Origin of the sequence: Mesorhizobium humile (genome assembly GCF_033977215.1) — a bacterium.
GTDB lineage: Bacteria > Pseudomonadota > Alphaproteobacteria > Rhizobiales > Rhizobiaceae > Mesorhizobium > Mesorhizobium humile.
This window is the reverse complement of sequence record NZ_JAVIIV010000002.1, coordinates 200,973-224,982: the sequence shown is the minus strand read 5'-3', so window position 1 is coordinate 224,982 and position 24,010 is coordinate 200,973. Positions and strand designations below refer to the sequence as shown.

Sequence of the window (24,010 nt, the reverse complement as noted above, 5' to 3'; positions counted from 1 at the left end):
TCGCGGATGTTCCGCAATCCGTTTTGCCGGACGCGGCTTCAAGCCGCGCTCGGCATTTCAATTCACTTATTCGCGGCCAGCGCCGCCGCCTGCGCAGCCCAGTCGTCGCGGCCGATGCGGCCGGCGAGCGACAGGTAATCCTCCACCCAAGCGATCTCTTCCGACGTCCAGGCGGCGATCTGGCCATAGGTCCAGATGCCGAGGCCGTTGAGCACCTTCTCCAGCTTCGGTCCGATACCCGAAATCGCCTTTAGGTCCGACGGCGCCGCCGGCTTGTCGAGCGCCTTCGGCTGCCTGAAATCCTCGGGCATCAGCCCGGTCGGGGCCGGTTGGGCGACGATATCGGCCCCGGTCGCGTCAAGCGCCTTCTCGGTCGCGTTCGCCGCGATATCGGTCACGTCCCTGGCGAAGGTCTGCGCCCTGGCGATCAGCGTCTCGGTCGCCTTGCGCGCCTTGGACGCGTTGGCGGCCGCTTCGTTCTGCGCCTCGAGGTCGTCGAGGAAAGGCTGGAACATGCGCTGCGAGGCTTCCATCGCGCCGGTGAAGGCGCCCATCCACATGCCGACGGCATGGTTGGCAAGACCGATGCTGAGCGCCGACATCGCCGCCGCGCCCGCGACCGGATGCGCGAAGAGGTTGACGGCGCTGGCCATCTCCTTCGGCATCATCTTGGTCAGGTCCTGGTTCATCTTCTCGAGCTGGTCCAAATCAGGCATGAACGGATAGGGTATCGAATACGGCGCCATAGAGATCTCCTGGTCGTTTCTTCGTATGCCCCGCCCCTGCTTTCAGTCTTCGGGCCAAGCCCGTATTTCGAAGTCCTATTCCGCCGCCACCATCACCGGCTCGACCCGGTGCGCGTTGCGCGAAAACTCGTCGATGCGGCGTTCCACCTCGCCGCGGAAATGCCGCATCAGGCCCTGGATCGGCCAGGCCGCCGCATCGCCCAGGGCGCAGATCGTGTGACCCTCGACCTGCTTGGTGACGTCGAGCAGCATGTCGATCTCACGCTTCTGCGCTTCGCCGCGTACCAGCCGCTCCATCACCCGCCACATCCAGCCGGTGCCTTCGCGGCACGGCGTGCACTGGCCGCAGCTCTCGTGCTTGTAGAAGTAGGAAAGCCTGGCGATCGCCTTCACGATATCCGTCGATTTGTCCATGACGATGACGGCCGCCGTGCCAAGTCCGGATTTCAGGTCGCGCAGCGCGTCGAAATCCATCGGCGCGTCCATGATCTGCTCGGCCGGCACCAGCGGCACCGAAGCGCCGCCCGGGATGACCGCGAGCAGGTTGTCCCAGCCGCCACGGATGCCGCCGCAATGCTCCTCGATCAGCTCGCGGAACGGGATCGACATCGCCTCTTCGAAGGTGCACGGATTGTTGACGTGGCCGGATACGCAAAACAGCTTGGTGCCGGCATTGTTCGGGCGGCCGAAGGACGAGAACCAGGCCGCACCCCGCCGCAGGATGGTCGGCGCCACCGCGATCGATTCGACGTTGTTGACGGTGGTCGGGCAGCCATAGAGGCCGACATTGGCCGGGAATGGCGGCTTCAGCCTGGGCTGGCCTTTCTTGCCTTCCAGGCTTTCGAGCAGCGCGGTCTCCTCGCCGCAGATATAGGCGCCGGCGCCGTGATGCATGTAGACTTCGAAGTCGTAGCCGGACGTGTTGTTCTTGCCGATGAGCTTGGCCGCGTAAGCCTCGTCGATGGCGCGCTGCAGCGCCTCGCGCTCGCGGATGAACTCGCCGCGCACATAGATGTAGGCCGCGATCGCGCCCATGGCGAAGCCGGCGACCAGCGCGCCCTCCACCAGCGTGTGCGGATCGTTGCGCAAGATATCGCGGTCCTTGCAGGTGCCAGGCTCGGATTCGTCGGCATTGATGACGAGATAGCTCGGCCGGCCGTCGCTCTGCTTCGGCATGAACGACCATTTCAATCCGGTCGGGAAGCCGGCGCCGCCGCGGCCGCGCAGGCCGGACGCCTTCATCTCGTTGACGATCCAGTCGCGACCCTTGGCGATCAGGCCCGGCGTATCGTCCCAGATACCGCGCGACTGCGCCCCGGCGAGCGACGTGTCGAACAGGCCGTAGATGTTGGTGAAGATGCGGTCTTTGTCCTGAAGCATTTTTCGTCCCTCAGACCGGCTTCTTGCCGAAGACGCGGATGTATTCGGCGACGCCGCCCTTGGCGAGCGCCTTGGCCTGCTTCACCCAGTCGTCGCGCTCGATACGGCCGCGGAAATTGAGATAACCGTCGACCCATTCGCGCTCGGCCTTCTTCCAGGCGGCGACCTGCGCGAAGGTGTAGATGCCAAGCGAATGCAGGATGCCCTCGATCTTCGGCCCGACGCCGGAGATCAGCTTGAGATCGTCGACCGCGGCCGGGCGCTCGATGCCGGCGGGCCGGTTCTTGTCCTCGAGCGAGGGTTTCACCGTCTTGGCGGCAGGCTGCTTGGTTTCCGGCGCCTTGAAGGCGGCAGCCGGCTCGGCTTTCGTCTTTGGCCCGCTGCGCGGCTTGGAAACCGCCTCGACTTCCGGATCGGCCTGGTTGGCGTTGGCGGCAGAATGGCGCGGCGCCCTGACGCTGGCCGCCTTCTCGGTGGCCGGCGCGACCTTGACCGGCGACGGCGTCGCCAACGCCGGGCTGGTTTCCGGCGCATCGGTCTTCGGCTTGGCGGATTTGGATGGCGCAACCGGGCCCGACGCCGGCCCGGCGGGAGCCTGCGAGACGACGGCGGCAGAAACAGCAGCCGGTGCAGCGGCAGCGGCATCCTTGACCGCCTTCGCGGCAGCCTTGGCTTCCTTGTCGCGCGTCGACTTCAGGATCGCCTTTTCGCTGGTCAGCGTCTTCAAGCCACCGGCGGGCTCGGAGCCGTGGCGGCCGTTCTGCGGACCGGGCTTCACCTCGGCGCCCTTGCCGGCATCGTAAAGGTCGATGATCTCGGCCAGCCGCTCGGGCGTCAGGTCCTCGAAAGTGTCCTTGAAGATCATGACCATCGGCGCGTTGACGCAGGCGCCGAGGCATTCGACCTCCTCCCACGACAGCGTGCCCTTGTCGTTGGTGTGGAACTGGTCGTGATGGATCTTCGAGCGACACACATCCATCAGCGCTTCCGAGCCGCGCAGCATGCAGGGCGTCGTGCCGCAGACCTGGATATGCGCACGCGTGCCGACCGGATTGAGCTGGTACTGCGTATAGAAGGTCGCGACTTCGAGGCCACGGATACGCGGCATGCCGAGCATGTCGGAGATCGTCTCGATCGCCGCCTTGGTGACCCAGCCTTCCTGTTCCTGCGCGATCATCAGCAGCGGAATGATGGCCGACTGTTCGCGCCCTTTCGGGTATTTGGCGATCCACTGCTGCGCCGCCGCCGCGTTCGCCTTGTTGAAGGCGAAGGAAGCGGGCTGGACGCTGGCATCTGCGAGACGGCGGACTGACATTTAGCGATCGACCTCACCAAACACGATGTCGAGGGAGCCAAGTACGGCGGTGACGTCGGCCAGCATGTGGCCGCGGCACAGGAAATCCATGGCTTGCAGATGCGCGAAACCGGGCGCGCGCAGCTTGCAGCGATAGGGCTTGTTGGTGCCGTCCGAGACCAGATAGACGCCGAATTCGCCTTTCGGCGCCTCGACGGCCGCATAGACCTCGCCGGCCGGCACGCGATAGCCCTCGGTATAGAGCTTGAAGTGATGGATCAGCGCTTCCATCGAGCGCTTCATCGCCTGGCGTTTCGGCGGCACCACCTTGCCGTCGAGGTTCGACACCGGGCCGGCGCCTTCCTTGCCGAGCAACAGATCCACGCACTGGCGCATGATCTTGGCCGACTGGCGCATCTCTTCCATGCGCACCAGGTACCGGTCGTAGCAGTCGCCGTTCTTGCCGATCGGGATGTCGAAATCCATCTCGGAATAACATTCGTAGGGCTGCGACTTGCGCAAGTCCCAGGCAGCACCCGAGCCGCGCACCATGACGCCGGAAAAGCCCCACGCCCAGGCGTCGGCAAGCGACACCGTGCCGATATCGACATTGCGCTGCTTGAAGATGCGGTTGGGTGTGAGCAACGCGTCTAGGTCGTCAATCGACTTCAGGAACGGATCGATCCACTTGCCGATGTCCTCGACCAGCTCCTGCGGCAGGTCCTGATGCACGCCGCCCGGCCGGAAATAGGCCGCATGCATGCGCGAGCCGGAGGCACGCTCGTAGAACACCATCAGCTTTTCGCGCTCGACGAAGCCCCATAGCGGCGGCGTCAGCGCGCCGACGTCCATCGCCTGCGTCGTCACATTCAAGATGTGCGACATGATGCGGCCCATCTCGGAATAGAGCACCCGGATCAACTGGCCGCGCTTCGGCACTTCGATGCCGAGCAGTCGCTCGGCCGCGAGCGCGAAGGCATGCTCCTGGTTCATCGGCGCGCAATAGTCGAGCCGGTCGAGATAAGGCACGGCCTGCAGGTAGGTCTTGGCCTCGATCAGCTTTTCGGTGCCGCGATGCAGAAGGCCGATATGCGGATCGACGCGGTCGACGACTTCGCCGTCCAGCTCGAGAACCAACCTCAAAACACCGTGCGCCGCCGGATGTTGAGGCCCAAAGTTAATGTTAAAATTGCGGACGGAGGTTTCAGCCATCGTGGCGCCTCAGTTTGACTTCGCCTTCTCGTCGCCAGGCAGCACGTAGTCAGTGCCCTCCCAGGGCGAGAGAAAATCGAAATTGCGGAATTCCTGCTTGAGCTCGACCGGCTCGTAGATGACCCGCTTGGCTTCGTCGTCGTAGCGAACCTCGACGAAACCCGTCAGCGGGAAATCCTTGCGCAGCGGGTGCCCTTCGAAGCCGTAGTCGGTCAGGATGCGGCGCAGGTCCGGATGGCCCGAAAACAGCACGCCGTAGAGGTCGTATGTCTCACGCTCGAACCAGTCGGCGCCGGGATAGACCGCCGTCAGCGACGGCACCAGGGTTTCCTCGTCGGCCTGGACCTTGAGCCGGATGCGCACATTCTGCTTCGGCGACAAAAGGTGATAGACGACATCGAAGCGCCTGGCGCGCGACGGGTAATCCGCTCCGCAGATGTCGATGATCGAGATGAACTGGCAGCGCGGATCGTCGCGCAGGAAGGTCGCCACCTCGATCAGATTGCCCGGTTCGACCGAAAGGGTCAGTTCGCCATAGGCAAGCACGGCTTCGCCGATGCGGCCGGAGAGCTTCTCGCCGAGATAGGTGGAGAGTTCGTTCAACGCCTGGGTCATCGGCTCACCGTTCGATCGTGCCGGTGCGGCGGATCTTCTTCTGCAGAAGGAGAATGCCGTAGAGCAGCGCTTCCGCGCTCGGCGGGCAGCCGGGCACATAGATGTCGACCGGCACGACGCGGTCGCAGCCGCGCACCACCGAATAAGAATAGTGGTAGTAGCCGCCGCCATTGGCGCAGGAGCCCATCGAGATGACGTAGCGCGGCTCCGGCATCTGGTCGTAGACCTTGCGCAGCGCCGGCGCCATCTTGTTGGTCAGCGTGCCGGCGACGATCATGATGTCGGACTGGCGCGGCGACGCGCGCGGCGCAACGCCGAAGCGCTCCGAGTCATAGCGCGGCATCGAGGTGTGGATCATCTCGACCGCGCAGCAGGCGAGGCCGAAGGTCATGAACATCAGCGAGCCGCTGCGCGCCCAGGTGATCAGCGCTTCGGTCGACGTGACAAGGAAACCCTTGTCGGCCAGCTCATTGTTGATTTCGAGGAAGAAGGGATCATCCTCCCCCACCGGCCTGCCGGTGTTGGGGTCGATGATGCCCTTGGGCTTCGGCGCGACGAGGGTGCCTGAACTGTCGTTCAATCCCATTCCAGCGCTCCTTTTTTCCATTCATAGGCAAAGCCGATGGTCAGCACCGCCAAAAACACCATCATCGACCAGAAGCCGAGCATGCCGACCTTGGAGAAGGAGACCGCCCATGGGAACAGGAAGGCAACCTCGAGATCGAAGATGATGAACAGGATCGACACCAGGTAGAAGCGGATGTCGAATTTCATGCGGGCGTCGTCGAACGAGTTGAAGCCGCATTCATAGGCGGAGAGCTTTTCCGGGTCGGGATTGCGGTAGGCCACCAGGAACGGCGCTATGAGCAGCGCAAGGCCGACGACCAGCGCCACGGCGATGAACAGGACGATCGGCAGATATGAACTCAGGAGTGCGCTCATGCGGCGGCTTTCCTTAGGCGGGCAGTTCACTTTGATTACAGCAACGAACTCTAATGCGGAAGCGTGACAGTTTAACCGCTGAACCGTTTTAAGAGGCCCATGCTGCAACGCGGCGAGGGTTAGCGCAGCGGTTTCGGTGACGCAAGTCAAACCTTGTTCAAATCGCGGCCCTGGACGCCTTATCGGAAGAAACTGGTCCGATCCGCTCTTGTTTGATTTCCTTCGCTTTTTACTCCACTTTTCTCTCCTGACATGTCTCCCGCCATTTGCCTGCTAGCATGGCCGGAATCACCGGCTAAAAACCAACGGACGATCTCGGCAAGGACACCTTGATGAAGGAGAAAATCTCGCTCGCCATGGCCAGGCGTATCGCGCTTGGCGCGCAAGGGTTCAACGACCCTCGCCCGGGAGGAGTACCCGACCGCCGGCACCTTGCGCGTGTGCTTTCGCGAACCGGCCTCTTGCAGATCGATTCCGTCAGCGCCGTGGTGCGCGCTCATTATATGCCGCTCTATTCTCGCCTCGGCCCCTACCCGCTTACGCTGCTCGACAACGCCGCGGTGACCCGCAAGCGCGCCGTCTTTGAATATTGGGCGCATGAGGCGTCGTTCCTCCCCGTCGAGACCTACCCGTTGATACGTTGGCGCATGCAGCGCGCCGAGCAGGGCGACGAAATGTATATCGGCCTCGCCAAATGGGGCCGCGAGCGCGGCGAACTGATCGAGGAGATCTACAAGGAGGTGGCCGAACGCGGGCCGATCGCCGCCTCCGACATCGAGGGCCACAAGGGCAATGGCGGCTGGTGGGGCTGGAGCGAGGCCAAGCACGCCTTCGAATGGCTGTTCTGGGCCGGCCGCATCACCACCGCCTACCGGCGCGGCTTCGAACGCTATTACGACCTGCCGGAGCGCGTTTTGCCGCAGGCGGTGCTTGACCTGCCCGTGCCCTCGGTCGAGGACGCGCATCGCGAATTGCTCCGCATCTCGGCTCGCGCCCACGGCATCGCCACCTATGGCGACCTGCGCGACTATTTTCGCCTTGCACCGGGCGACACGAAGGACCGCATCGAGGAACTGGTCGAAACTGGCGAATTGCTACCGGTGAAGGTCGAAGGCTGGGACAAGCCGGCCTATCTCCACAAGGATGCCCGTTTCCCGCGCCGCATCGAGGCCCGCGCCCTGCTCGCCCCTTTCGATCCAGTGGTTTTCGAACGCACGCGCACAGAAAAACTGTTCGGCTTCCGCTACCGTATCGAGATCTACACCCCGGCCGAAAAGCGCCAATACGGCTATTATGTGCTGCCTTTCCTGCTCGGCGACCGGATCGTCGCCCGCGTCGATCTCAGGGCCGACCGCCCGGCCAGCGTGCTGCGCGTTCACGCCGCCTATGCCGAAGTCGGGGCGCCGCCTGAAACCGCCGCCCAGCTCTTCGACGAGTTGAAGCAGATGCAGGCATGGCTCGGGCTGGAGGCGATCGAAGTGACGCCTGCCGGCGACCTCGGACCGGCGCTGGCCGACATCGCGGTGTCGTAGCCGCGCGTTGACACTGCCGCCTGCAAAAGCCTAAATCCGACCTAGACGGTCCCCTACCCGCAACGGCAGGGGCCAAGAGGGAATGCGGTGCGGGCCAAAAACCCAAATCCGCGGCTGTCCCCGCAACTGTAAGCGACGAGCCTTAGCCGAAAACCACTGGGATGTCCCGGGAAGGCGGCATTCAAGGCGACGACCCGCGAGCCAGGAGACCTGCCGTCTGAGACTTTGAGTATCCGAATGCCCGGCGGGTTTTCCGGGCAAGGAGCATGGTTTTGGATCGCAACGGCAGTTTCCCGGCTAAAGCAGCGGATTTTTCGTCCGAGCCCGACGACGCACTGGCCGGCGTGACCATTATTGTCTGCTCCTCCTGCCGCGACGAGACCGGTTCGGACGCGCATCCGCGCGCCGGCGCCTTGCTGGCCGAAGACACGCGCCGCGCCGCGTCGGGCGAAAACATCCGCATCCGCACCGTAGAATGCCTCGGCAATTGCAAGCGCCGGCTGAGCGCCGCGCTGCTGCGCGACGGCTGCTGGAGCTATGTGTTCGGCGATCTGAATACCGCCAGCGGCGCCGACCTCGTCGCCGGTGCAAAGCTCTTCGCCACCTCGACCGATGGCCTGATCCCCTGGCGCGGCCGGCCCGATTCCCTCAAGCGCGGCCTGGTTGCCCGCATCCCTCCCCTTGACATGCTGAAGGATTGACCATGAACGCTTCCGTTTCCCGTGTTCCCTGCACCGTCGTCACCGGCTTCCTCGGCGCCGGCAAGACGACGCTGATCCGAAACCTCATCGAAAACGCCAAGGGCAAGCGGCTGGCGATCATCGTCAACGAGTTCGGCGATGTCGGCATCGACGGCGAGATCCTCAAAGGCTGCGGCGTCGACGCGTGCCCGGAAGAAAACATCGTAGAACTCGCCAATGGCTGCATCTGCTGCACCGTGGCCGACGATTTCGTGCCGGCGCTCGACCAGATCCTGTCGCTCAACCCCAAGGTCGACCACATCCTGATCGAGACCTCCGGCCTCGCTCTGCCGAAGCCGCTCGTCCAGGCCTTCCAGTGGCCGACCGTGAAGAGCCGCGTCACCGTCGACGGCGTCGTCGCCGTGGTCGACGGCCCGGCGCTGGCCGACGGCCGCGTCGCCTCCGACATGGATGCCCTTCAGGCGCAGCGCGCCGCCGACGATTCCCTTGACCATGACGATCCGGTCGAGGAGGTGTTCGAGGACCAGATCGCCTGCGCCGACCTGATCATCCTGTCGAAGAGCGATTTGATGGATGCGGCCGGCTCGCAACGCGCCAACGCCGTCATCGGCGAGCACGTCGCGCGCGCCGTCAAAATCGTGCCGACCGCGCAAGGCAAGGTCGACCCGTCGGTGCTGCTTGGCCTCGGCCTCGCCGTCGAGGACGACATCGAGAACCGCAAGACCCATCACGACGATGAGCTCGACCACGAGCACGACGATTTCGATTCCTTCGTCCTCGACATTCCCGCGATTTCCAACCCGGATGAGCTGGCCAAGCGCGTCGCGCTAGCCGCCGAGCAGGAAAACGTGTTGCGCGTCAAAGGTTTCGTCGAGGTCGGCGGCAAGCCGATGCGGCTTCTGCTCCAGGCCGTCGGCCCACGCGTCAACCACTATTACGACCGCGCCTGGACGGCCGACGACGACCGCCGCTCGCGGCTTGTCGTCATCGGTCTCAAGGGGCTGAACCGCCCGGCGATCGAGCGTATCCTCGCCGGCTGAGGCAAATTCGGACCGCGATGCACATCCTCGCCACCACATCCGCTTCGCTCGACGATCTCGCCGAGCCGATCGACCTCAGGCAGACGCCTGCGGATGTCGTGGCCCTGTCCTTCACCGACAGCGACCTCGCCGGCCTGGCAGCCGCCTGGAAGGCGGATGCGGTGCGGCTGCCCTCGATGCGGCTGGCGGCATTGCGCGACCTTCGCCACCCGATGTCGGTCGACCTGTGGATCGACAGCGTTGCCCGCCATGCCAAGGTCATCCTTGTCCGCATCCTCGGCGGCTATGATTGGTGGCGCTATGGCTGCGACCAGCTCGCGGCGCTGGCGCGCGAGCGCGGCATCAAGCTCGCGCTGTTGCCCGGCGAGAGCCACGACGAGGATCAGCGGCTGATCGAGGCCTCGACCCTGCCGCGCCCCGAGCTCGACGCCCTGCTCGGCTATTTCCGCGAAGGCGGTCCGGCGAATATGAACGCGCTGGTACAAAGATTGGCACGGCTTGCCGGGTCGGAGGCGATAGTCGCCGAAGCGGTGAGCGTGCCGAAGGCGGGGTTTTACCAGCCGGGCCTGGGAGTCATCGACAAGCTTGATCCTTCAAATGTCGGCGATCCTTCGCCCCCCTCTCTGTCCTGCCGGACATCTCCCCCTCAAGGGGGGAGATTAGCCGTCACCGAGCCTGTTGCCCCTTCTGCCAACTCAACGATAGAACCTTCTGCGGTATCCGCGATTGGCGAAACCGTCGACGACGGAGCAATCTCCCCCCTTGAGGGGGAGATGTCCGGCAGGACAGAGAGGGGGGCGACGGAACTCAACGCCGACAATCTCGGTTCCCCCGTCGTCCCCATCCTCTTCTACCGCTCAATGCTTCTCGCCGCCGACGTCGCGCCGATCAACGCACTGGTTGACGCGCTGCGCTCGCAAGACCTGACGCCGGTCCCGATCTTCGTGTCCAGCCTCAAGGACCAGACATCTCTTGCCTTCGTCGAAAACGCCATCGCCTCACTAAGCCCCGCCGCAATCGTCACCGCAACCGCCTTCGCCTCCGGCGCCGAGCCAGGCGCCGAAACCCTGTTCGACCGGGCCGGCGTGCCGGTCTTCCAGGTCATCGTCGCCACCACCCGGCGCGAGGTCTGGGAAAAGAACCAGCGTGGCCTGGCGCCCGCCGATCTCGCCATGCATGTCGTGCTGCCCGAGCTCGACGGCCGCATCCTCGCCGGCACGATCTCGTTCAAGGGCGAGGTCGAGACCGATCCGGCCCTGGCTTTTCGCGCGTTTGCCAACCGGCCTGAAGCGGATCGCGTCACGCAGGTCGCCAAGCGCATCGCGGCGTTTATTCGCCTGCAGCAGAGCGAGCGAGCCAAGCGCAAGCTCGCGATCCTGCTCCCGGATTACCCGAGCGCGCCGGGACGGACCGGCTACGCCGTGGGGCTTGATGTGCCGTCGAGCGTGCTCGCCATGCTGCATGACCTGAAGGAACAGGGCTATGCGGTTGACGGGATTCCGCAATCGCCAAGAGAGTTGCTGGATGCGCTGGAGGTGGGTGGACAAGGATTGAGTTTCGATGACTACCTAGCCCTTTCCGCCGAGCTGCCGGAAGCTGCGCGTAGTGCGGCGGAAGCGGCGTGGGGCAAAGCGCAGGACCAGATAAGTTTGCGCGAGGCCCCCCTCTCTGTCCTGCCGGACATCTCCCCCTCAAGGGGGGAGATTATTCCTTCGCCACGGCTTTCGCCAAATTCCGGCCTGGCAAGAGGAGAGCCGGCGGCGGAACTGCCAATCTCCCCCCTTGAGGGGGAGATGTCCGGCAGGACAGAGGGGGGGGCGACAGAACGCCAGCCTTCGCAACGGGCCCGCGAACCCCACTTCCCCTTCCACGCCGCGACCTTCGGCAACGTCACCGTGGCGCTCGCCCCCGACCGCGGCCGCTCGGCCGACCGCCGCGCCGACTACCACGACCCGACGCTGCCTCCCCGCCACGAGCTGATCGCGTTCGGGCTCTGGCTGCAGAAATCGCTCGGCGTGCATGCCATCGTCCATGTCGGCGCGCATGGCACGCTGGAATGGCTGCCGGGCAAGACCGTCGCGCTCTCCGACACTTGTTTCCCCGAGATCGTCACCGGCTCGCTGCCGGTCATCTATCCCTTCATCGTCTCCAATCCCGGCGAGGCCGCGCAGGCCAAGCGCCGCATTGCGGCCGTCACGCTCGGCCACCTGCCGCCGCCGCTCACCGGGGCCGGCCTCGACGAGGCGCAACAGAAGCTCGAACGCCTGGTGGATGAATATGCCCAGGCCGACGGCCTCGACCGCCGTCGCCGTGACCGTCTGGCGAAGCTGATCGTCGAGACGGCGCGCAAGACCTGGCTTGCCTCGGAAGCCGGCGTCGCCAAGACCGATCAACCCGACGAAGCGCTGCGGCGCATCGACGCCTGGCTTTGCGACCTCAAGGATTTCGCCGTCAAGGACGGGCTGCATGTCTACGGCCGCGCGCCGGAGGGCGAGACCGATCCGCTGCGCCGGCAAAGCGCCGTGGCAGAGAAGGCAGCACTGCTCGCCGCTCTCGACGGTCGCCACATCAAGGCAGGACCGGCCGGTGCGCCGGCGCGCGGCCGCTCCGACGTGCTGCCCACCGGCCGCAATCTCTTCACCTCCGATCCGCGCACGATGCCGACGCCGACAGCTTATGATCTCGGCCAGGCGGCGGCGGAAGAAGTCGTGCGCAGCTATATGCAGAGCCATGGCGACTGGCCGCGTTCGCTGGTCATCGATCTCTGGGGATCGGCTTCGCTGCGCACCGGCGGCGAGGAGATCGCGCAAGGCCTGGCGCTGATGGGCTGCCGGCCGCAATGGGACGCCGCCACCGGTCGCGTCACCGGCATCGAGGTCTTGCCACCGGCCGCGCTCGGTCGCCCGCGCGTCGACGTCACCTGGCGCATTTCCGGCCTGTTCCGAGACATGTTCCCGACCCAGATCGCGCTGATCGACGCCGCTGCCAACGCCGTCGCCGGCCGTGACGAGGACGATACGGAAAACCCGCTCGCCGCCTCGACGCGTGCTCAGGGCAAGATCAGCCCACGTATTTTCGGCACCTCGCCCGGCACCTATGGCGCCGGCGTCGAGGATCTGCTGTCGCGCGGCGAATGGGGCGCGCGCGAAGAGATCGGCCGCGCCTATCTCGACGCGACATCGCACGCCTATGGCGGCGCCGACGGCGAAGCGATTGCCGCGCCCGGCGCTTTCGAAGGCCGCATTGCCGAAGCCGATCTCCTCGTCCACACCGGCGACGACCCGGGCCGCGACATCCTCGAAGGTTCGGCCGATGTCGCCTTCATCGGCGGGTTTTCGGCAGCCCTTGCCGCACTTGGCCGGAATGCCGACGTCATCGTGCTCGACACGACCGACCCGCAAAAGCCGAAGCCTCGTTCGGTCGGCGAAGCCGTGTCGCGCGTGGTACGCGCCCGTGCCGTGAACCCTCGTTTCATCGCCGGCCAGATGCGCCACGGCCCGCGCGGCGCCTCGGAATTCGCCGAAACGGTCGACCGCCTCGTCGGCTTCGCCGAGACCACCCATGCCATTCCGGGCGCGCTGATCGAGGCCGTGCACGACGCCTATGTCGGCGACCCGGACGTCCGGGCCTTCCTGCTGCGCGAGAACCCCGCCGCCGCCAAGGTCATCGCCGAGCGCTTTCTCGCCGCGCGGCGGCGCGGCCTCTGGCATCCGCTCAGGAATTCCATCGACGACGACCTCGCGGCCCTGATCGCCGAGGCCCAGGCAGGTGGGGTGGCAGCATGAACGCGTTTTCGCGCCGTGGCGCCTGCCCCGCACTCAGCGCTCCCATGCAGACCGGCGACGGGCTGCTGGTACGGCTCAACCCGGTTGCTGGAGGATTGGCGCCGAAGTCCCTGATCGGACTCGGGGAATCCGCTCTGCGCCACGGCAACGGCATTATGGAAGTGACCGCGCGCGGCAGCCTGCAGATCCGTGGTTTGACGGCAGAAAGCGCGCGGCTGCTGGCGGCGGAGGTCGATGCGCTTGGCATTGCGGTGCGCAGTGGCGTTCCGGTGGAGATTGGGCCGCTGGCGGGGATCGATCCGCACGAGGTTGTCGACCCGCGTCCGCTGGCCGAGCGGATCAGGGCCGCGATCGAGGAGGCCGGGCTGACGGTGCGGCTGGGGCCGAAGGTGTCGGTGATCGTCGACGGCGGCGGGCAGTTGGGCATGGATGCGTTGACAGCCGATGTGCGGCTGAGGGCGGTACGGACCGGGGATGGTGTTCTCTGGCGCGTATCGGTTGCCGGCGACCCACCCGGCGCAAGGCCACTCGCGACGGTCGATGCCGATGCAGCATGCGATATTGCTGTCGCGGCACTGCGGATGGTCGCTGAACGAGGTCGTGAGGCCCATACAAGAGATTTGTCGGAGAGACAGCTCAATTCACTCGCAGGTTGGCACTCTGTCGCCCCCCTCTCTGTCCTGCCGGACATCTCCCCCGCAAGGGGGGAGATTGGCAGCGTCGACGCCGGCTCTCCATTTTCAACGTTGCAGATTGGCGAAACGATTGGCGAGAGCGTAATCTCCCCCCTTGAGGGGGAGATGTCCGGCAGGACAGAGGGGGGGGCCTCACGCAAACCTATCGGCCTTTTCCCCTTAGCCGGCGACACTTTCACCCTCGGCATCGGCCTCCCTTACGGCAGCATGCCGGCCGAAAAGCTCGTCGCCCTCACCCAAAGCGCCCTCTCCCTCGGCGCCAGCGAAATCCGCCTCGCCCCAGGCCGCGCGCTGCTCTTCCTCGGCCTCTCTGTTCCCTCCTCCCTGCAAGCTTCCGCCGCCACGCTCGGCTTCGTCACCAACCCCGCCGACCCGCGCACCCGCATCGCCGCCTGCCCCGGAACGCCGGCCTGCGCCTCCGGCCGCATCGCTACGCGCGCCATCGCCGAAGCCATCGCAAAACAAAGCGCCGACCTCCTCGACGCCTCGCTGATCCTGCATGTTTCCGGCTGCGCCAAGGGCTGCGCCCATCCCGGAGCGGCGATGCTCACTTTGGTCGGCGACGAAAACGGAGCCGGACTTGTCGTGGACGGGACGGCAAAGGCCCTTCCTGCCGGATACAGGCCGGGCTATGACGCCGCGCGCGGCATTGCCGGCATCCTTGCCGCGCTGCGCGCGCAAAGACATCAGGGCGAAACCGCCGCCGCTTGCCTCACAAGGCTCGGCGCGGCCGGTATCGCGGAACTCTATCGACGGAACCAGTGAATGGCCGCCTACGACTATATCCGTGACGGGATGGCGATCTACGAGCGCTCTTTCGCCATCATCCGCGCCGAGGCGGACCTCACGCGATTCTCCGAGACGGAGGCAGATGTCGCGATCCGCATGATCCATGCCTGCGGCCAAGTCGAAGCCGCCAGGAATTTCGTCTTCTCCAGCGATTTCGTCGCCGCGGCGCGCACCGCGCTGGCTGCCGGCGCGCCGATCTTCTGCGATGCCGAGATGGTGGCGCATGGCGTCACCCGCGCCCGGCTGCCGGCGGGCAACGAAGTGATCTGCACGCTGCGCGACCCGCGCACGCATGACATCGCCAAGGAGATCGGCAACACCCGTTCGGCCGCGGCGATCGACCTCTGGGGCGAGCGCATGGCAGGCTCCGTCGTCGCCATCGGCAACGCGCCGACCGCGCTTTTCTATCTGCTCGAAAAACTGCGCGACGGCGCGCCGAAGCCGGCCGCGATCATCGGCATGCCGGTCGGCTTCGTTGGCGCCGCCGAATCCAAGGATGCTTTGGCCGAGAATTCCTACGGCGTGCCCTATGCCATCGTGCGCGGCAGGCTGGGCGGCAGCGCCATGACCGCCGCCGCGCTCAATTCATTAGCGAGGCCGGGCCTGTGAACGCAATTGCAGAAGGCCGTCTTGTCGGCGTCGGCACCGGTCCCGGCGATCCGGAGCTGCTGACGCTGAAGGCCGCGCGCGCGCTGGCCGAGGCCGACGTCGTCGCCTATTTCGCCAAGCGCGGCAACAACAGCAATGCGCGCGCCATTGTCGAGGCGCGTTTCCGACCCGACATGGTCGAACTGCCGCTGCTCTATCCGGTGACGACCGAGATCGATAAGGATCACGACGACTACCGCGCGCAGATCACCGACTTCTACGAGCAGTCGGCCGAACAAGTCGCCGAACATCTTAGCGCCGGCAGGATGGTGGCGGTGCTGTCGGAGGGCGATCCGCTCTTCTACGGCTCCTACATGCATCTGCATGTGCGCCTCGCGCACCGCTTCCCGACCGAAGTCATTCCCGGCATCACCGCGATGTCCGGCTGCTGGTCGCAGACCGGCGTGCCGATCGTCCAGGGCGACGACGTGCTGACCGTGCTGCCGGGCACGATGAGCGAGTTCGAGCTGACCCGTAGGCTGGCCGACACCGACGCCGCCGTCATCATGAAGGTCGGCCGCAACCTGCCGAAGATCAGGCGCGCGCTGGAAGCGACCGGCAAGCTGGCCAAGGCCGTCTATGTCGAGCGCGGCACCATGCCGGGTAGCGTCTCGACGCGGCTTGCCGAAAAGCCGGACGACAAGGCGCCCTATTTCGCCATCGTGCTGGTCGCCGGCTGGTCGGCGCGTCCGGGGGCAAAGCCATGAGCGGCCGTCTCACCGTCATCGGCCTCGGACCCGGAAATGCCGACCAGGTCACGCCGCAGGCTGCCAATGCCGTCGCAGAGGCTTCCTTCTTCTATGGCTACAAACCCTATCTCGACCGGCTTGAGCTACGGGCGGACCAGACCCGCATCGCTTCCGACAACCGCGAAGAGCTTGCCCGCTCCAACGAAGCGTTGGCCAAGGCGGCCGAAGGCCACAACGTGGCCGTCGTTTCCGGCGGCGATCCCGGCGTCTTCGCCATGGCAGCAGCCGTCTGCGAGGCGATCGAAGCAGGCCCGGCCGAATGGCGCGCCGTCGACCTCTCGGTCGTCCCCGGCGTCACCGCTATGCTTGCCGTTGCCGCCCGCATCGGCGCGCCGCTCGGCCATGATTTCTGCGCCATCTCGCTCTCCGACAATCTGAAGCCGTGGGAGCTGATCGAGCTGCGCCTGCTGGCGGCGGCCGGCGCCGGCTTCGTCATCGCTCTCTACAATCCGATCAGCAAGGCCCGCCCCTGGCAGCTCGGCCGCGCCTTCGAATGCCTGAAGGCGATCCTGCCGGGCACCACGCCGGTGATCTTCGGCCGCGCCGCCGGCCGGCCCGATGAGCGCATCGAGGTTTTCCTGCTGGCGGACGCCGATGCCGAAAAAGCCGACATGGCGACCTGCATCATCATCGGCTCGCCCGAGACGCGCATCATCAAGCGTGGAGAAAAACCCGCGCTGGTCTATACGCCGCGTTCGGCAACGGGATCGAAAAGATGATCGACTTTTGCCGCCAGCGCATCGACGGTTTCGGCCGAGGGCACGTCAGGCAGCGCGGGCCGGCGGATCATGACCACCTCGACGCCGAGCGCCCGCGCGGCGGCGATCTTGCCATAGGTCGCCTCACCGCCGCTGTTCTTGGAAACGACGGCGTCGATCCCGTATTTTTCGAGCAGCGCCTTTTCGTCCGCTTCCGGAAACGGTCCGCGCGCCAACAGGTAGAGCGCATCAGGCACGGCAAGCTTCGGCTCGACCGGATCGACGCTGCGGATCAGGTAGCGGTGTTGCGGCGCGGCCTCGAAGGCGCCGGCCTCCTGCCGGCCGATCGCCAAGAACACGCGGCGTGGCGCCACGCCGAGCGCACTTGCCGCCTCAATGACACTGCCGACCAGCGTCCAGCGATCGCCCGCGACGGGCTCCCAACCGGGACGCCGCAGCGCAAGGATCGGCACGCCGGACTCCCTGGCCGCTTCGGCGGCATTGGCGGAGATACGGGCAGCGTAAGGATGCGTGGCGTCGATCAGCAGATCGATGTGTTCCTCGCGAAGATAGGCGGCGAGCCCCTCCACGCCGCCAAAGCCGCCGACCCGCACCGGCACGCCTTGCGCGACCGGGCTCTCGGTGCGGCCGGCAAGCGACAGCGTGACCGAAAAATCCGCGCGACGTGTGAGCTTTCCCGCCAGTTGCCGGGCTTCCGTGGTGCCGCCGAGGATCAGGATACGGTGGGTCATCATGCCTGCTAAGGGTGCGCGCGCCGCCAAGCCAGTCTCGAAATGGCTGACCATTGTCGGCATCGGCGAGGACGGTGTAGCGGGTCTCGGCGACGAGGCCAAGCAGCGCATTGCGCAGGCGGAGACCGTGTTCGGCGGCAAGCGGCACCTTGCTCTCGTCTCGAACGTGGCCAAGGGCGAGACGCGCCCATGGCCGACGCCCTTCGATGCCGAGATGCGCGACGTGCTGGCGCTCAAAGGCAAGAAAATCTGCGTGCTTGCCTCAGGCGACCCGTTCTTCCACGGCGTCGGCGTCACACTGGCACGCAAGGTCAAGCCGGATGAGATGCTTGTCCTGCCGGCACCCTCCTCGCTGTCGCTCGCGGCATCGCGTCTTGGCTGGGCGTTGCAAGACGTCGAGACCATCTCGCTGCACGGCCACCCGATCGATCTGATCCGACCCCTGCTCCAACCCGGCGCGCGCATCCTCGCCCTGACATCAGACGCCGACGCGCCGGCGGCTATCGCCTCACTGCTCGACGAACTCGGCTTCGGCCCGTCGCGGCTGACGGTCCTGGAAGCGCTCGGCGGCGCCGATGAAGCGCGTCGAACCTCCCGCGCGGACGCTTTCGATCTCAAGAACATCAACCCGCTCAACGTGCTGGCGCTAGAGATTGTATCAACGCCGGATGCGCGCATCCTGCCCTTGACCGTCGGCCTCGCCGATCACCTGTTCGAGCATGACGGCCAGATCACCAAGCGCGAGATCCGCGCCATCACGCTGTCGGCGCTGGCGCCACGGCGCGGTGAGTTGCTGTGGGATATCGGTGCCGGTTCGGGCTCGATCGGCATCGAATGGATGCTGGCGCATCCTTCGCTGCGCGCCATCGCCATCGAGGCCAACGGCGAACGCGCCGTCCGCGTCCGCCGCAACGCCGCGCATTGCGGTGTGCCGGGCCTTGTCGTGGTCGAAGGCGCGGCGCCCAAGGCGTTCGCCAAACTGGAGACGCCGGATGCGATCTTCATCGGCGGCGGCGGCAGCGATACCGGCGTGCTGGAGAAAGCGATCAAGGCGCTGCGCGCCGGCGGCCGACTGGTCGCCAACGCGGTGACGCTGGAGATGGAGGCACTGCTGCTCGACCAGCACAACAGGCGCGGCGGCGATCTCACCCGCGTCGCGCTTTCCCGCGCGGCACCTGTCGGGTCCATGCAGGCCTGGCGTCCGGCCATGCCGGTTACGCAGTGGAGCTGGGTCAAGTCATGATGGTCGCGGGCATCGGTAGCCGCAAAGGCGTGAGCGTCGTGGAAGTGCTGGCGGCGATCGAGACCGCGCTTGAAGCGCATGGCCTCGCGATGACAGCGCTTTCGGCACTGGCGACCGCCCCGCTCAAGAAGGATGAGGCGGCGATTTCCGCCGCCGGCCGCGCGCTTAACCTGCCTGTCGTCATTGCCGATGACCGGGTCCTGCAGCTGGCCTCGCCGGGCGCCCGCAGCCGCTGCGATCTCTCGCAAAGCCGCGCCGGCACGCCGTCGGTTTCGGAAGCTTCCGCCCTCGCGGTCGCCGGGGCCGGTGCAAGGCTGCTCGGGCCCCGCACAGTGCTCGGTCCGGTCACCTGCGCCATCGCCATCAGCGGAGATGCGCCATGACGGTCCATTTCATCGGCGCCGGTCCAGGTGCGGCCGATCTCATCACGCTGCGCGGCGCGCGGCTCCTGGCCAGTTGCCCGGTCTGCCTCTATGCCGGCTCGATCGTCGCGCCGGAGCTGCTGGAACATTGCGCGCCAGGCACCAGGCTGATCGACACCGCGCCGATGTCGCTCGACGAGATCGAGGCCGAATATGTCGCCGCCCACAAGGCCGGCCACGACGTCGCGCGCCTCCATTCCGGCGATCTTTCGGTGTGGAGCGCCGTCGCCGAACAGATCAGGCGCCTGGAAAAGCACAACATCGCTTACACGCTGACCCCCGGCGTCCCCTCCTTCGCGGCGGCGGCGGCGGCGCTGCGCCGCGAGCTCACCATCCCCGAGCTCGCGCAAAGCCTGGTGCTGACGCGCGTTTCCGGTCGCGCCTCGAAAATGCCGCCGGGCGAGACGCTGGCCGGCTTCGGCCGCACCGGCGCCACGCTTGCCATCCATCTTGCCATCCATGCCATCGACCGCGTCGTTGCCGATTTGACGCCTCTCTACGGCGCCGAATGTCCGGTCGCGGTCGTCTTCCGCGCCTCCTGGCCGGACGAGAGCATCCTGACCGGCACGCTCGGCACCATCGAAGCGCAGCTGGCGGAAAATCCGGTGGAGCGCACGGCGATCATCTTCGTCGGCAGCGCTCTCGCAGCGCAGGATTTCGGCGAAAGCTCATTGTACGACGCCCACTACCAGCGGCGTTTTCGCGGACGGGATGGATTGTGAACGGCAGCGCCAATACAAACGGACGGGCAAATGTGGAGCAGGCGCTGGCGCGGCTGAACTTCAAGCCGCGCGAACTGGAGCCTGGCCATGTCTGGCTGGCGGGCGCCGGCCCGGGCGATCCCGGCTGCCTGACGCTTGAGGTGCTGGCGGCGCTCGGGCAATGCGACGCGCTGGTTTATGACGCGCTGGTCTCGCCCGACGTCGTGGCGGTCGCCCAGGGCGCCGAGCTCTTCTACGCCGGAAAACGCGGCGGCCAGCCCTCGATGAAGCAGGACGACATCAACGCCCTTCTCGTGCGGCTAGCGCGCGAAGGCCGGCGTGTCGTGCGTCTCAAGGGCGGCGATCCCTATATTTTCGGCCGTGGCGGCGAAGAGGCTTTGGCGCTGGCGGGCGAAGACATTCCGTTCCGTGTGCTTTCCGGCCTGACCTCCGGCCTCAGCGCTTTGGCCGCCACCGGCATTCCCGCCACCATGCGCGGCATCAACAAGGCGGTCATCCTCGCCACCGGCCACGCCGCCGGCACCGATGACGACATCGACTGGACCGCGATCGCCCGCACCGGACAGCCGGTCGTCGTCTATATGGGCATGGCCAATCTGCCGGTGATCGCGGCAAAGCTGCTCGGCGGCGGCCTCGCGCCATCGACACCCGCGGCTGTGATCGTCGCGGCGACGACGCCGCAGGAGCGCATCGTCGTCGCCACGCTCGCCACCATCGCCGATGAGGCCGCGGCTGCCGGGCTTGCTTCGCCGGCGCTGATCGTCGTCGGCGGCATCGTCGCCATGCGCGCGGCACTGGCGGGCGGCGCATGACGGCGCGCGCGATCATCATCGGCGCGCCACGCTCCGGCTCGGGCAAGACCAGCGTCACCATCGGCCTGTTGCGCGCGCTCGCCCGGCGCGGCCTGAAAGTGCGCGGCGCGAAGTCCGGACCGGACTATATCGACCCCGGTTTCCACACCGCCGCCACCGGCCTTTCCGGCGTCAACCTGGACAGCTGGGCGATGTCGCCTTCCCTGCTCAACGCGCTGGCCAGCCAGGCAACGGATGACGCCGAATACGTCATCCTCGAAAGCGCAATGGGCCTGTTCGACGGCATCCCCGCGCCGGAAGGCCGCTCCGGCTCGGCCGCAGATCTCGCCCGGCTCTATGGCCTGCCGGTGCTGTTGGTGCTCGACGTCTCCGGGCAGTCGACCACGGCGGCGGCGGTGGCCAAGGGTTTCGCCACCTACGACCCGGATGTCCGCATGGCCGGTGTCGTGCTCAACCGCCTTGGCAGCGAACGCCACCGCCGTCTGTCCGGCGACGCGATCGAGGCGATCGGCCTGCCCGTGGTCGGCGCCATCCTGCGCGATCCGATGCTCAATCTGCCGGAGCGGCACCTCGGCCTCGTCCAGGCCGGCGAATACGAAAACCTGATGGCGCATCTCGACCGGCTGGCGGACATGGTCGAGAAGTCGCTCGACATCGACGCCATCCTGGCGCTGGCCACCCCGCTGGAGCCGGCGGCCGGCGACTTCGGTGACGCGCTGCAACCGCCCGGGCAGCGCATCGCGCTGGCGGAAGATGCCGCCTTCACGTTCCTCTATCCGCATGTCGCCACGCATTGGCGCAAGGCAGGCGCCGAGATCGTGCCCTTCTCGCCACTCGCCGACGAAGCACCTTCGCCGGACTGCGACGTCTGCTGGCTGCCCGGCGGCTATCCCGAACTGCATGCCGGCAAGCTCGCGGCCGCGACGAATTTCCACACAGGTATGGCGCGCTTTGCAGCGACAAAGCCGATTCATGGCGAGTGCGGCGGCTTCATGGTGCTGGGCGAAGTGCTGGAAGACGCGGATGGACAAAGCCATAAGATGCTCGGCCTGCTCGGCCATTCGACCAGCTTCGCCAAACGCAAGATGAACCTCGGCTATCGCGAGGCGCGGCTGCGCGCCGCCTGTCCTTTGGGACCGGAGGGAACGCTGATCCGCGGTCATGAATTCCACTATGCGCAGATGACCGCTACCGGCAATGACGAGCCTTTGGCCGACCTTGCCGACGGCCAGGGCAACCCGCTTGGCGCTTCCGGCTACCGGCGCGGCCATGTCAGCGGCACTTTTTTCCATGCCATAGCGAGGGGCGCATGAACGGCCCTTCCGCACCCCGGCAAGTGCTTGACGATATCGGCCTCAGCCTCATCTTCTTCACCCGGCTGAAATTGCCATCGAGCGATTTCGGCGGCCGCAGCCTTGCCGACGCGATCTGGGCTGCGCCCTTTGCCGGTCTCGCGGTGGCGATCATCGGCGCGCTGGTCTACGCCATCGCCACGGTCCTCGGCCTCGCCACCGGCCCGGCCGCGGCGCTCACGCTCGCCGCGACGATGCTCGTCACCGGTTGCCTGCACGAGGACGGGCTTTCCGACATCGCCGACGGTTTTTGGGGCGGCCGGACACGCGACAGGAAGCTGGAGATCATGCGCGACAGCCGCATCGGCGCTTATGGCGCCGCGGCGCTTGGTATCTCGCTGCTCATCCGCTGGAGCGCGCTGTCCCAACTCACCGGCCCCGGCCATGTCGTCCTGGCGCTGCTCGCCGCGCATGCGGCTTCACGCGGCCTGTTCGGCGCCTTCATGCATCTTCTGCCGCCGGCTCGCAGCGACGGCCTGTCGGCCAATGCCGGCTCCGTCACGACGGAGACCGCCATTGTCGGCGCGGCGCTCGGCGCGGTCGCGCTGCTGGCGCTCGGCCTTGGCGGCGCGATCGCGGCGCTCATACTGCTCGGCCTGCTGTTTGCCGCCTTCCGCGCGCTTTGCCTCAGCCAGATCGGCGGCCAGACCGGCGACACGATCGGCGCGCTGCAGCAGCTCGGCGAGATCGCGGTGCTGCTTACCGCTTCCGTTTGCCTTTCCTGATTCTCTTTCGGAGACCTTGCCCCATGTCCCCCCAATCGACTGCCTTCAAATCGCTCGAAGATCTTCGCGCCGCCTGCCTCGACCTCCCCGCCGGCAGCGATGCGGCCGCCGGCGCCGTCGCCAAGCGCCAGGACACACTGACCAAGCCGCCGGGCAGCCTCGGCCGGCTGGAAACCATCGCTGCCTGGCTCGGCCGCTGGCAGGGCCGCGACATGCCGAAACTCGATGCGGTGAAAGTCTTTGTTTTCGCCGGCAATCACGGCGTCACCGCGCAGGGCGTGTCGGCCTATCCTTCGGAAGTCACGGTGCAGATGGTGGCGAATTTCGCCGGTGGCGGCGCCGCCATCAACCAGCTTGCCCGAATCGCCGGCGCGAAGCTGGACGTTATCCCGCTCGATCTCGACCATCCGACCGGCGACTTCACGCAGGTTCCGGCAATGGACGAAAAGGCATTCCTCGCCGCCGTCACCGCCGGCTATGACGCCGTGACCAACGACCTCGACCTCGTCTGCTTCGGCGAGATGGGCATCGGCAACACGACACCGGCTGCGGCGATCTCCACGGCGCTGTTTGGCGGCGGCGCCGAGAAATGGACGGGTCGCGGCACCGGCGTCGACGACGCCGGGCTGCAGCGCAAGGTCGTCGCCATCGAGGCCGGGCTCAAGCGCCATGCCGATTCGCTCTCCGACCCGCTGAAGATCGCTGCCGCTCTCGGCGGGCGCGAATTGGCGGCTATCTTCGGCGCCACGCTCGCCGCGCGCAAGAACAACGTGCCGGTGCTGCTCGACGGTTTTGTGTGCACCGCCGCGGTCGCGCCGCTGGCCAGACTGCACCCGACCGGACTGGCCCACACTATCGCCGCCCATGTCTCGGCCGAAGCCGGCCACCGCCGCCTGCTCGAAGCGCTCGGCCTGCCGCCGCTGCTCGATCTCGGCATGCGGCTCGGCGAAGGCTCCGGCGCCTGCCTTGCCGTCAACATCGTTCGCTCGGCGCTGGAATGCCATGCGAAGATGGCGAGCTTCGCCGAGGCCGGTGTTTCGGAGAAGTAGAACAGAGAGAGGGCGTTTCGCCGTTCGCGCGAAACGGTGAAACGCCCAGTCAGTCTTCGAAGGGTCGAAGGCGCAATGTCACCCGGTTGCGACGCGGGGCGATCGTG

23 protein-coding genes and 1 riboswitch are annotated in these 24,010 nt (G+C 66.5%); of the genes, 15 read left to right on the top strand and 8 right to left on the bottom strand.

Going from position 1 to position 24,010, the window contains the following annotated elements; genetic code table 11:
* Positions 1 to 62 precede the first annotated feature (62 nt).
* The 7 genes from RFM52_RS03990 to RFM52_RS03960 all read right to left on the bottom strand — a co-directional run bounded on the left by RFM52_RS03990 (position 63) and on the right by RFM52_RS03960 (position 6,189).
* Entirely contained in the window at positions 63 to 746 is a 684-nt protein-coding gene (locus RFM52_RS03990; protein ID WP_320295238.1) for an NADH-quinone oxidoreductase subunit E, read from the bottom strand.
* 75 nt (positions 747 to 821) lie between these two features.
* Positions 822 to 2,126 (bottom strand): NADH-quinone oxidoreductase subunit NuoF, encoded by a 1,305-nt coding sequence (gene nuoF / locus RFM52_RS03985; RefSeq protein ID WP_140683773.1) that lies wholly within the window; start codon positions 2,124 to 2,126, stop codon positions 822 to 824.
* Between the two features lie 10 nt (positions 2,127 to 2,136).
* Positions 2,137 to 3,441: an NADH-quinone oxidoreductase subunit E gene (locus tag RFM52_RS03980; protein ID WP_320295237.1), complete on the bottom strand. Its 1,305-nt coding sequence runs from the start codon at positions 3,439 to 3,441 to the stop codon at positions 2,137 to 2,139.
* Positions 3,442 to 4,632: an NADH-quinone oxidoreductase subunit D gene (locus tag RFM52_RS03975; protein ID WP_320295236.1), complete on the bottom strand. Its 1,191-nt coding sequence runs from the start codon at positions 4,630 to 4,632 to the stop codon at positions 3,442 to 3,444.
* 9 nt (positions 4,633 to 4,641) lie between these two features.
* Complete coding sequence (locus RFM52_RS03970; protein ID WP_320295235.1) at positions 4,642 to 5,247, bottom strand: NADH-quinone oxidoreductase subunit C; 606 nt, start codon at positions 5,245 to 5,247, stop codon at positions 4,642 to 4,644.
* 4 nt (positions 5,248 to 5,251) lie between these two features.
* Positions 5,252 to 5,833, bottom strand: coding sequence for a NuoB/complex I 20 kDa subunit family protein (locus tag RFM52_RS03965; RefSeq protein WP_015317338.1), 582 nt, complete (start codon positions 5,831 to 5,833; stop codon positions 5,252 to 5,254).
* On the bottom strand, positions 5,824 to 6,189 hold the full coding sequence (locus RFM52_RS03960) for an NADH-quinone oxidoreductase subunit A (protein WP_140644309.1): 366 nt from the start codon (positions 6,187 to 6,189) through the stop codon (positions 5,824 to 5,826). Before RFM52_RS03960 ends, RFM52_RS03965 begins: the two co-directional genes overlap by 10 nt.
* Before the next feature lie 332 nt (positions 6,190 to 6,521).
* Here RFM52_RS03960 and RFM52_RS03955 point away from each other — a divergent pair, with 332 nt between their 5' ends.
* The 8 genes from RFM52_RS03955 (at position 6,522) to RFM52_RS03920 (ending at position 16,847) form a co-directional block, all read left to right on the top strand.
* Complete coding sequence (locus RFM52_RS03955; protein ID WP_320295234.1) at positions 6,522 to 7,721, top strand: winged helix-turn-helix domain-containing protein; 1,200 nt, start codon at positions 6,522 to 6,524, stop codon at positions 7,719 to 7,721.
* 29 nt (positions 7,722 to 7,750) lie between these two features.
* Positions 7,751 to 7,953, top strand: a riboswitch (cobalamin riboswitch).
* Between the two features lie 40 nt (positions 7,954 to 7,993).
* Positions 7,994 to 8,422, top strand: a complete 429-nt coding sequence (locus RFM52_RS03950) for a DUF1636 family protein (protein WP_320295233.1) — start codon at positions 7,994 to 7,996, stop codon at positions 8,420 to 8,422.
* Positions 8,423 to 8,424: 2 nt separating this feature from the next.
* A complete protein-coding gene (gene cobW / locus RFM52_RS03945; protein WP_320295232.1) occupies positions 8,425 to 9,462 on the top strand; it encodes a cobalamin biosynthesis protein CobW in 1,038 nt (345 codons plus the stop codon).
* Positions 9,463 to 9,479: 17 nt separating this feature from the next.
* Positions 9,480 to 13,247 carry a cobaltochelatase subunit CobN gene (locus RFM52_RS03940; protein WP_320295231.1) on the top strand — a complete coding sequence of 1,256 codons (3,768 nt, stop codon included), beginning with the start codon at positions 9,480 to 9,482 and terminating at the stop codon, positions 13,245 to 13,247.
* Positions 13,244 to 14,707: a precorrin-3B synthase gene (gene cobG, locus RFM52_RS03935; protein ID WP_320295230.1), complete on the top strand. Its 1,464-nt coding sequence runs from the start codon at positions 13,244 to 13,246 to the stop codon at positions 14,705 to 14,707. The genes RFM52_RS03940 and cobG overlap by 4 nt, the downstream gene beginning before the upstream one ends.
* Complete coding sequence (locus RFM52_RS03930; RefSeq protein ID WP_320295229.1) at positions 14,708 to 15,340, top strand: precorrin-8X methylmutase; 633 nt, start codon at positions 14,708 to 14,710, stop codon at positions 15,338 to 15,340.
* Positions 15,337 to 16,086: a precorrin-2 C(20)-methyltransferase gene (locus RFM52_RS03925; protein WP_320295228.1), complete on the top strand. Its 750-nt coding sequence runs from the start codon at positions 15,337 to 15,339 to the stop codon at positions 16,084 to 16,086. Before RFM52_RS03930 ends, RFM52_RS03925 begins: the two co-directional genes overlap by 4 nt.
* Positions 16,083 to 16,847, top strand: a complete 765-nt coding sequence (locus RFM52_RS03920) for a precorrin-3B C(17)-methyltransferase (protein WP_320295227.1) — start codon at positions 16,083 to 16,085, stop codon at positions 16,845 to 16,847. The genes RFM52_RS03925 and RFM52_RS03920 overlap by 4 nt, the downstream gene beginning before the upstream one ends.
* Here RFM52_RS03920 and RFM52_RS03915 read toward each other — a convergent pair.
* Positions 16,811 to 17,578, bottom strand: a complete 768-nt coding sequence (locus RFM52_RS03915; protein ID WP_320295555.1) for a cobalt-precorrin-6A reductase — start codon at positions 17,576 to 17,578, stop codon at positions 16,811 to 16,813. The two genes, RFM52_RS03920 and RFM52_RS03915, sit on opposite strands and share 37 nt — an antisense overlap.
* Before the next feature lies 1 nt (position 17,579).
* Between RFM52_RS03915 and cbiE the strand changes: the two genes are divergently transcribed.
* The 7 genes from cbiE to cobT are packed head-to-tail and all read left to right on the top strand — an operon-like array spanning position 17,580 to position 23,903.
* A complete protein-coding gene (gene cbiE, locus RFM52_RS03910) occupies positions 17,580 to 18,821 on the top strand; it encodes a precorrin-6y C5,15-methyltransferase (decarboxylating) subunit CbiE (protein WP_320295226.1) in 1,242 nt (413 codons plus the stop codon).
* On the top strand, positions 18,818 to 19,204 hold the full coding sequence (locus tag RFM52_RS03905) for a cobalamin biosynthesis protein (protein WP_320295225.1): 387 nt from the start codon (positions 18,818 to 18,820) through the stop codon (positions 19,202 to 19,204). The genes cbiE and RFM52_RS03905 overlap by 4 nt, the downstream gene beginning before the upstream one ends.
* Positions 19,201 to 19,965: a precorrin-4 C(11)-methyltransferase gene (gene cobM / locus RFM52_RS03900; RefSeq protein ID WP_320295224.1), complete on the top strand. Its 765-nt coding sequence runs from the start codon at positions 19,201 to 19,203 to the stop codon at positions 19,963 to 19,965. Before RFM52_RS03905 ends, cobM begins: the two co-directional genes overlap by 4 nt.
* The gene (gene cobA / locus RFM52_RS03895) at positions 19,962 to 20,777 is read left to right on the top strand and encodes a uroporphyrinogen-III C-methyltransferase (RefSeq protein WP_320295223.1); all 816 of its coding nucleotides are present in this window, start codon (positions 19,962 to 19,964) and stop codon (positions 20,775 to 20,777) included. The genes cobM and cobA overlap by 4 nt, the downstream gene beginning before the upstream one ends.
* Positions 20,774 to 22,090, top strand: coding sequence for a cobyrinic acid a,c-diamide synthase CobB (locus RFM52_RS03890; protein ID WP_320295222.1), 1,317 nt, complete (start codon positions 20,774 to 20,776; stop codon positions 22,088 to 22,090). The genes cobA and RFM52_RS03890 overlap by 4 nt, the downstream gene beginning before the upstream one ends.
* Positions 22,087 to 22,854 (top strand): adenosylcobinamide-GDP ribazoletransferase, encoded by a 768-nt coding sequence (gene cobS, locus RFM52_RS03885; RefSeq protein ID WP_320295221.1) that lies wholly within the window; start codon positions 22,087 to 22,089, stop codon positions 22,852 to 22,854. Before RFM52_RS03890 ends, cobS begins: the two co-directional genes overlap by 4 nt.
* 23 nt (positions 22,855 to 22,877) lie before the next feature.
* Complete coding sequence (cobT, locus tag RFM52_RS03880; RefSeq protein ID WP_320295220.1) at positions 22,878 to 23,903, top strand: nicotinate-nucleotide--dimethylbenzimidazole phosphoribosyltransferase; 1,026 nt, start codon at positions 22,878 to 22,880, stop codon at positions 23,901 to 23,903.
* Positions 23,904 to 24,010 lie beyond the last annotated feature (107 nt).

Bases quoted from the DNA above. Each gene is read 5' to 3' on its own strand.
- RFM52_RS03990 (WP_320295238.1), bottom strand. From the start codon at position 746: ATGGCGCCGTATTCGATACCCTATCCGTTCATGCCTGATTTGGACCAG.
- nuoF (WP_140683773.1), bottom strand. From the start codon at position 2,126: ATGCTTCAGGACAAAGACCGCATCTTCACCAACATCTACGGCCTGTTC.
- RFM52_RS03980 (WP_320295237.1), bottom strand. From the start codon at position 3,441: ATGTCAGTCCGCCGTCTCGCAGATGCCAGCGTCCAGCCCGCTTCCTTC.
- RFM52_RS03975 (WP_320295236.1), bottom strand. From the start codon at position 4,632: ATGGCTGAAACCTCCGTCCGCAATTTTAACATTAACTTTGGGCCTCAA.
- RFM52_RS03970 (WP_320295235.1), bottom strand. From the start codon at position 5,247: ATGACCCAGGCGTTGAACGAACTCTCCACCTATCTCGGCGAGAAGCTC.
- RFM52_RS03965 (WP_015317338.1), bottom strand. From the start codon at position 5,833: ATGGGATTGAACGACAGTTCAGGCACCCTCGTCGCGCCGAAGCCCAAG.
- RFM52_RS03960 (WP_140644309.1), bottom strand. From the start codon at position 6,189: ATGAGCGCACTCCTGAGTTCATATCTGCCGATCGTCCTGTTCATCGCC.
- RFM52_RS03955 (WP_320295234.1), top strand. From the start codon at position 6,522: ATGAAGGAGAAAATCTCGCTCGCCATGGCCAGGCGTATCGCGCTTGGC.
- cobW (WP_320295232.1), top strand. From the start codon at position 8,425: ATGAACGCTTCCGTTTCCCGTGTTCCCTGCACCGTCGTCACCGGCTTC.
- RFM52_RS03940 (WP_320295231.1), top strand. From the start codon at position 9,480: ATGCACATCCTCGCCACCACATCCGCTTCGCTCGACGATCTCGCCGAG.
- cobG (WP_320295230.1), top strand. From the start codon at position 13,244: ATGAACGCGTTTTCGCGCCGTGGCGCCTGCCCCGCACTCAGCGCTCCC.
- RFM52_RS03930 (WP_320295229.1), top strand. From the start codon at position 14,708: ATGGCCGCCTACGACTATATCCGTGACGGGATGGCGATCTACGAGCGC.
- RFM52_RS03920 (WP_320295227.1), top strand. From the start codon at position 16,083: ATGAGCGGCCGTCTCACCGTCATCGGCCTCGGACCCGGAAATGCCGAC.
- RFM52_RS03915 (WP_320295555.1), bottom strand. From the start codon at position 17,578: ATGACCCACCGTATCCTGATCCTCGGCGGCACCACGGAAGCCCGGCAA.
- cbiE (WP_320295226.1), top strand. From the start codon at position 17,580: ATGCCTGCTAAGGGTGCGCGCGCCGCCAAGCCAGTCTCGAAATGGCTG.
- RFM52_RS03905 (WP_320295225.1), top strand. From the start codon at position 18,818: ATGATGGTCGCGGGCATCGGTAGCCGCAAAGGCGTGAGCGTCGTGGAA.
- cobM (WP_320295224.1), top strand. From the start codon at position 19,201: ATGACGGTCCATTTCATCGGCGCCGGTCCAGGTGCGGCCGATCTCATC.
- RFM52_RS03890 (WP_320295222.1), top strand. From the start codon at position 20,774: ATGACGGCGCGCGCGATCATCATCGGCGCGCCACGCTCCGGCTCGGGC.
- cobS (WP_320295221.1), top strand. From the start codon at position 22,087: ATGAACGGCCCTTCCGCACCCCGGCAAGTGCTTGACGATATCGGCCTC.
- cobT (WP_320295220.1), top strand. From the start codon at position 22,878: ATGTCCCCCCAATCGACTGCCTTCAAATCGCTCGAAGATCTTCGCGCC.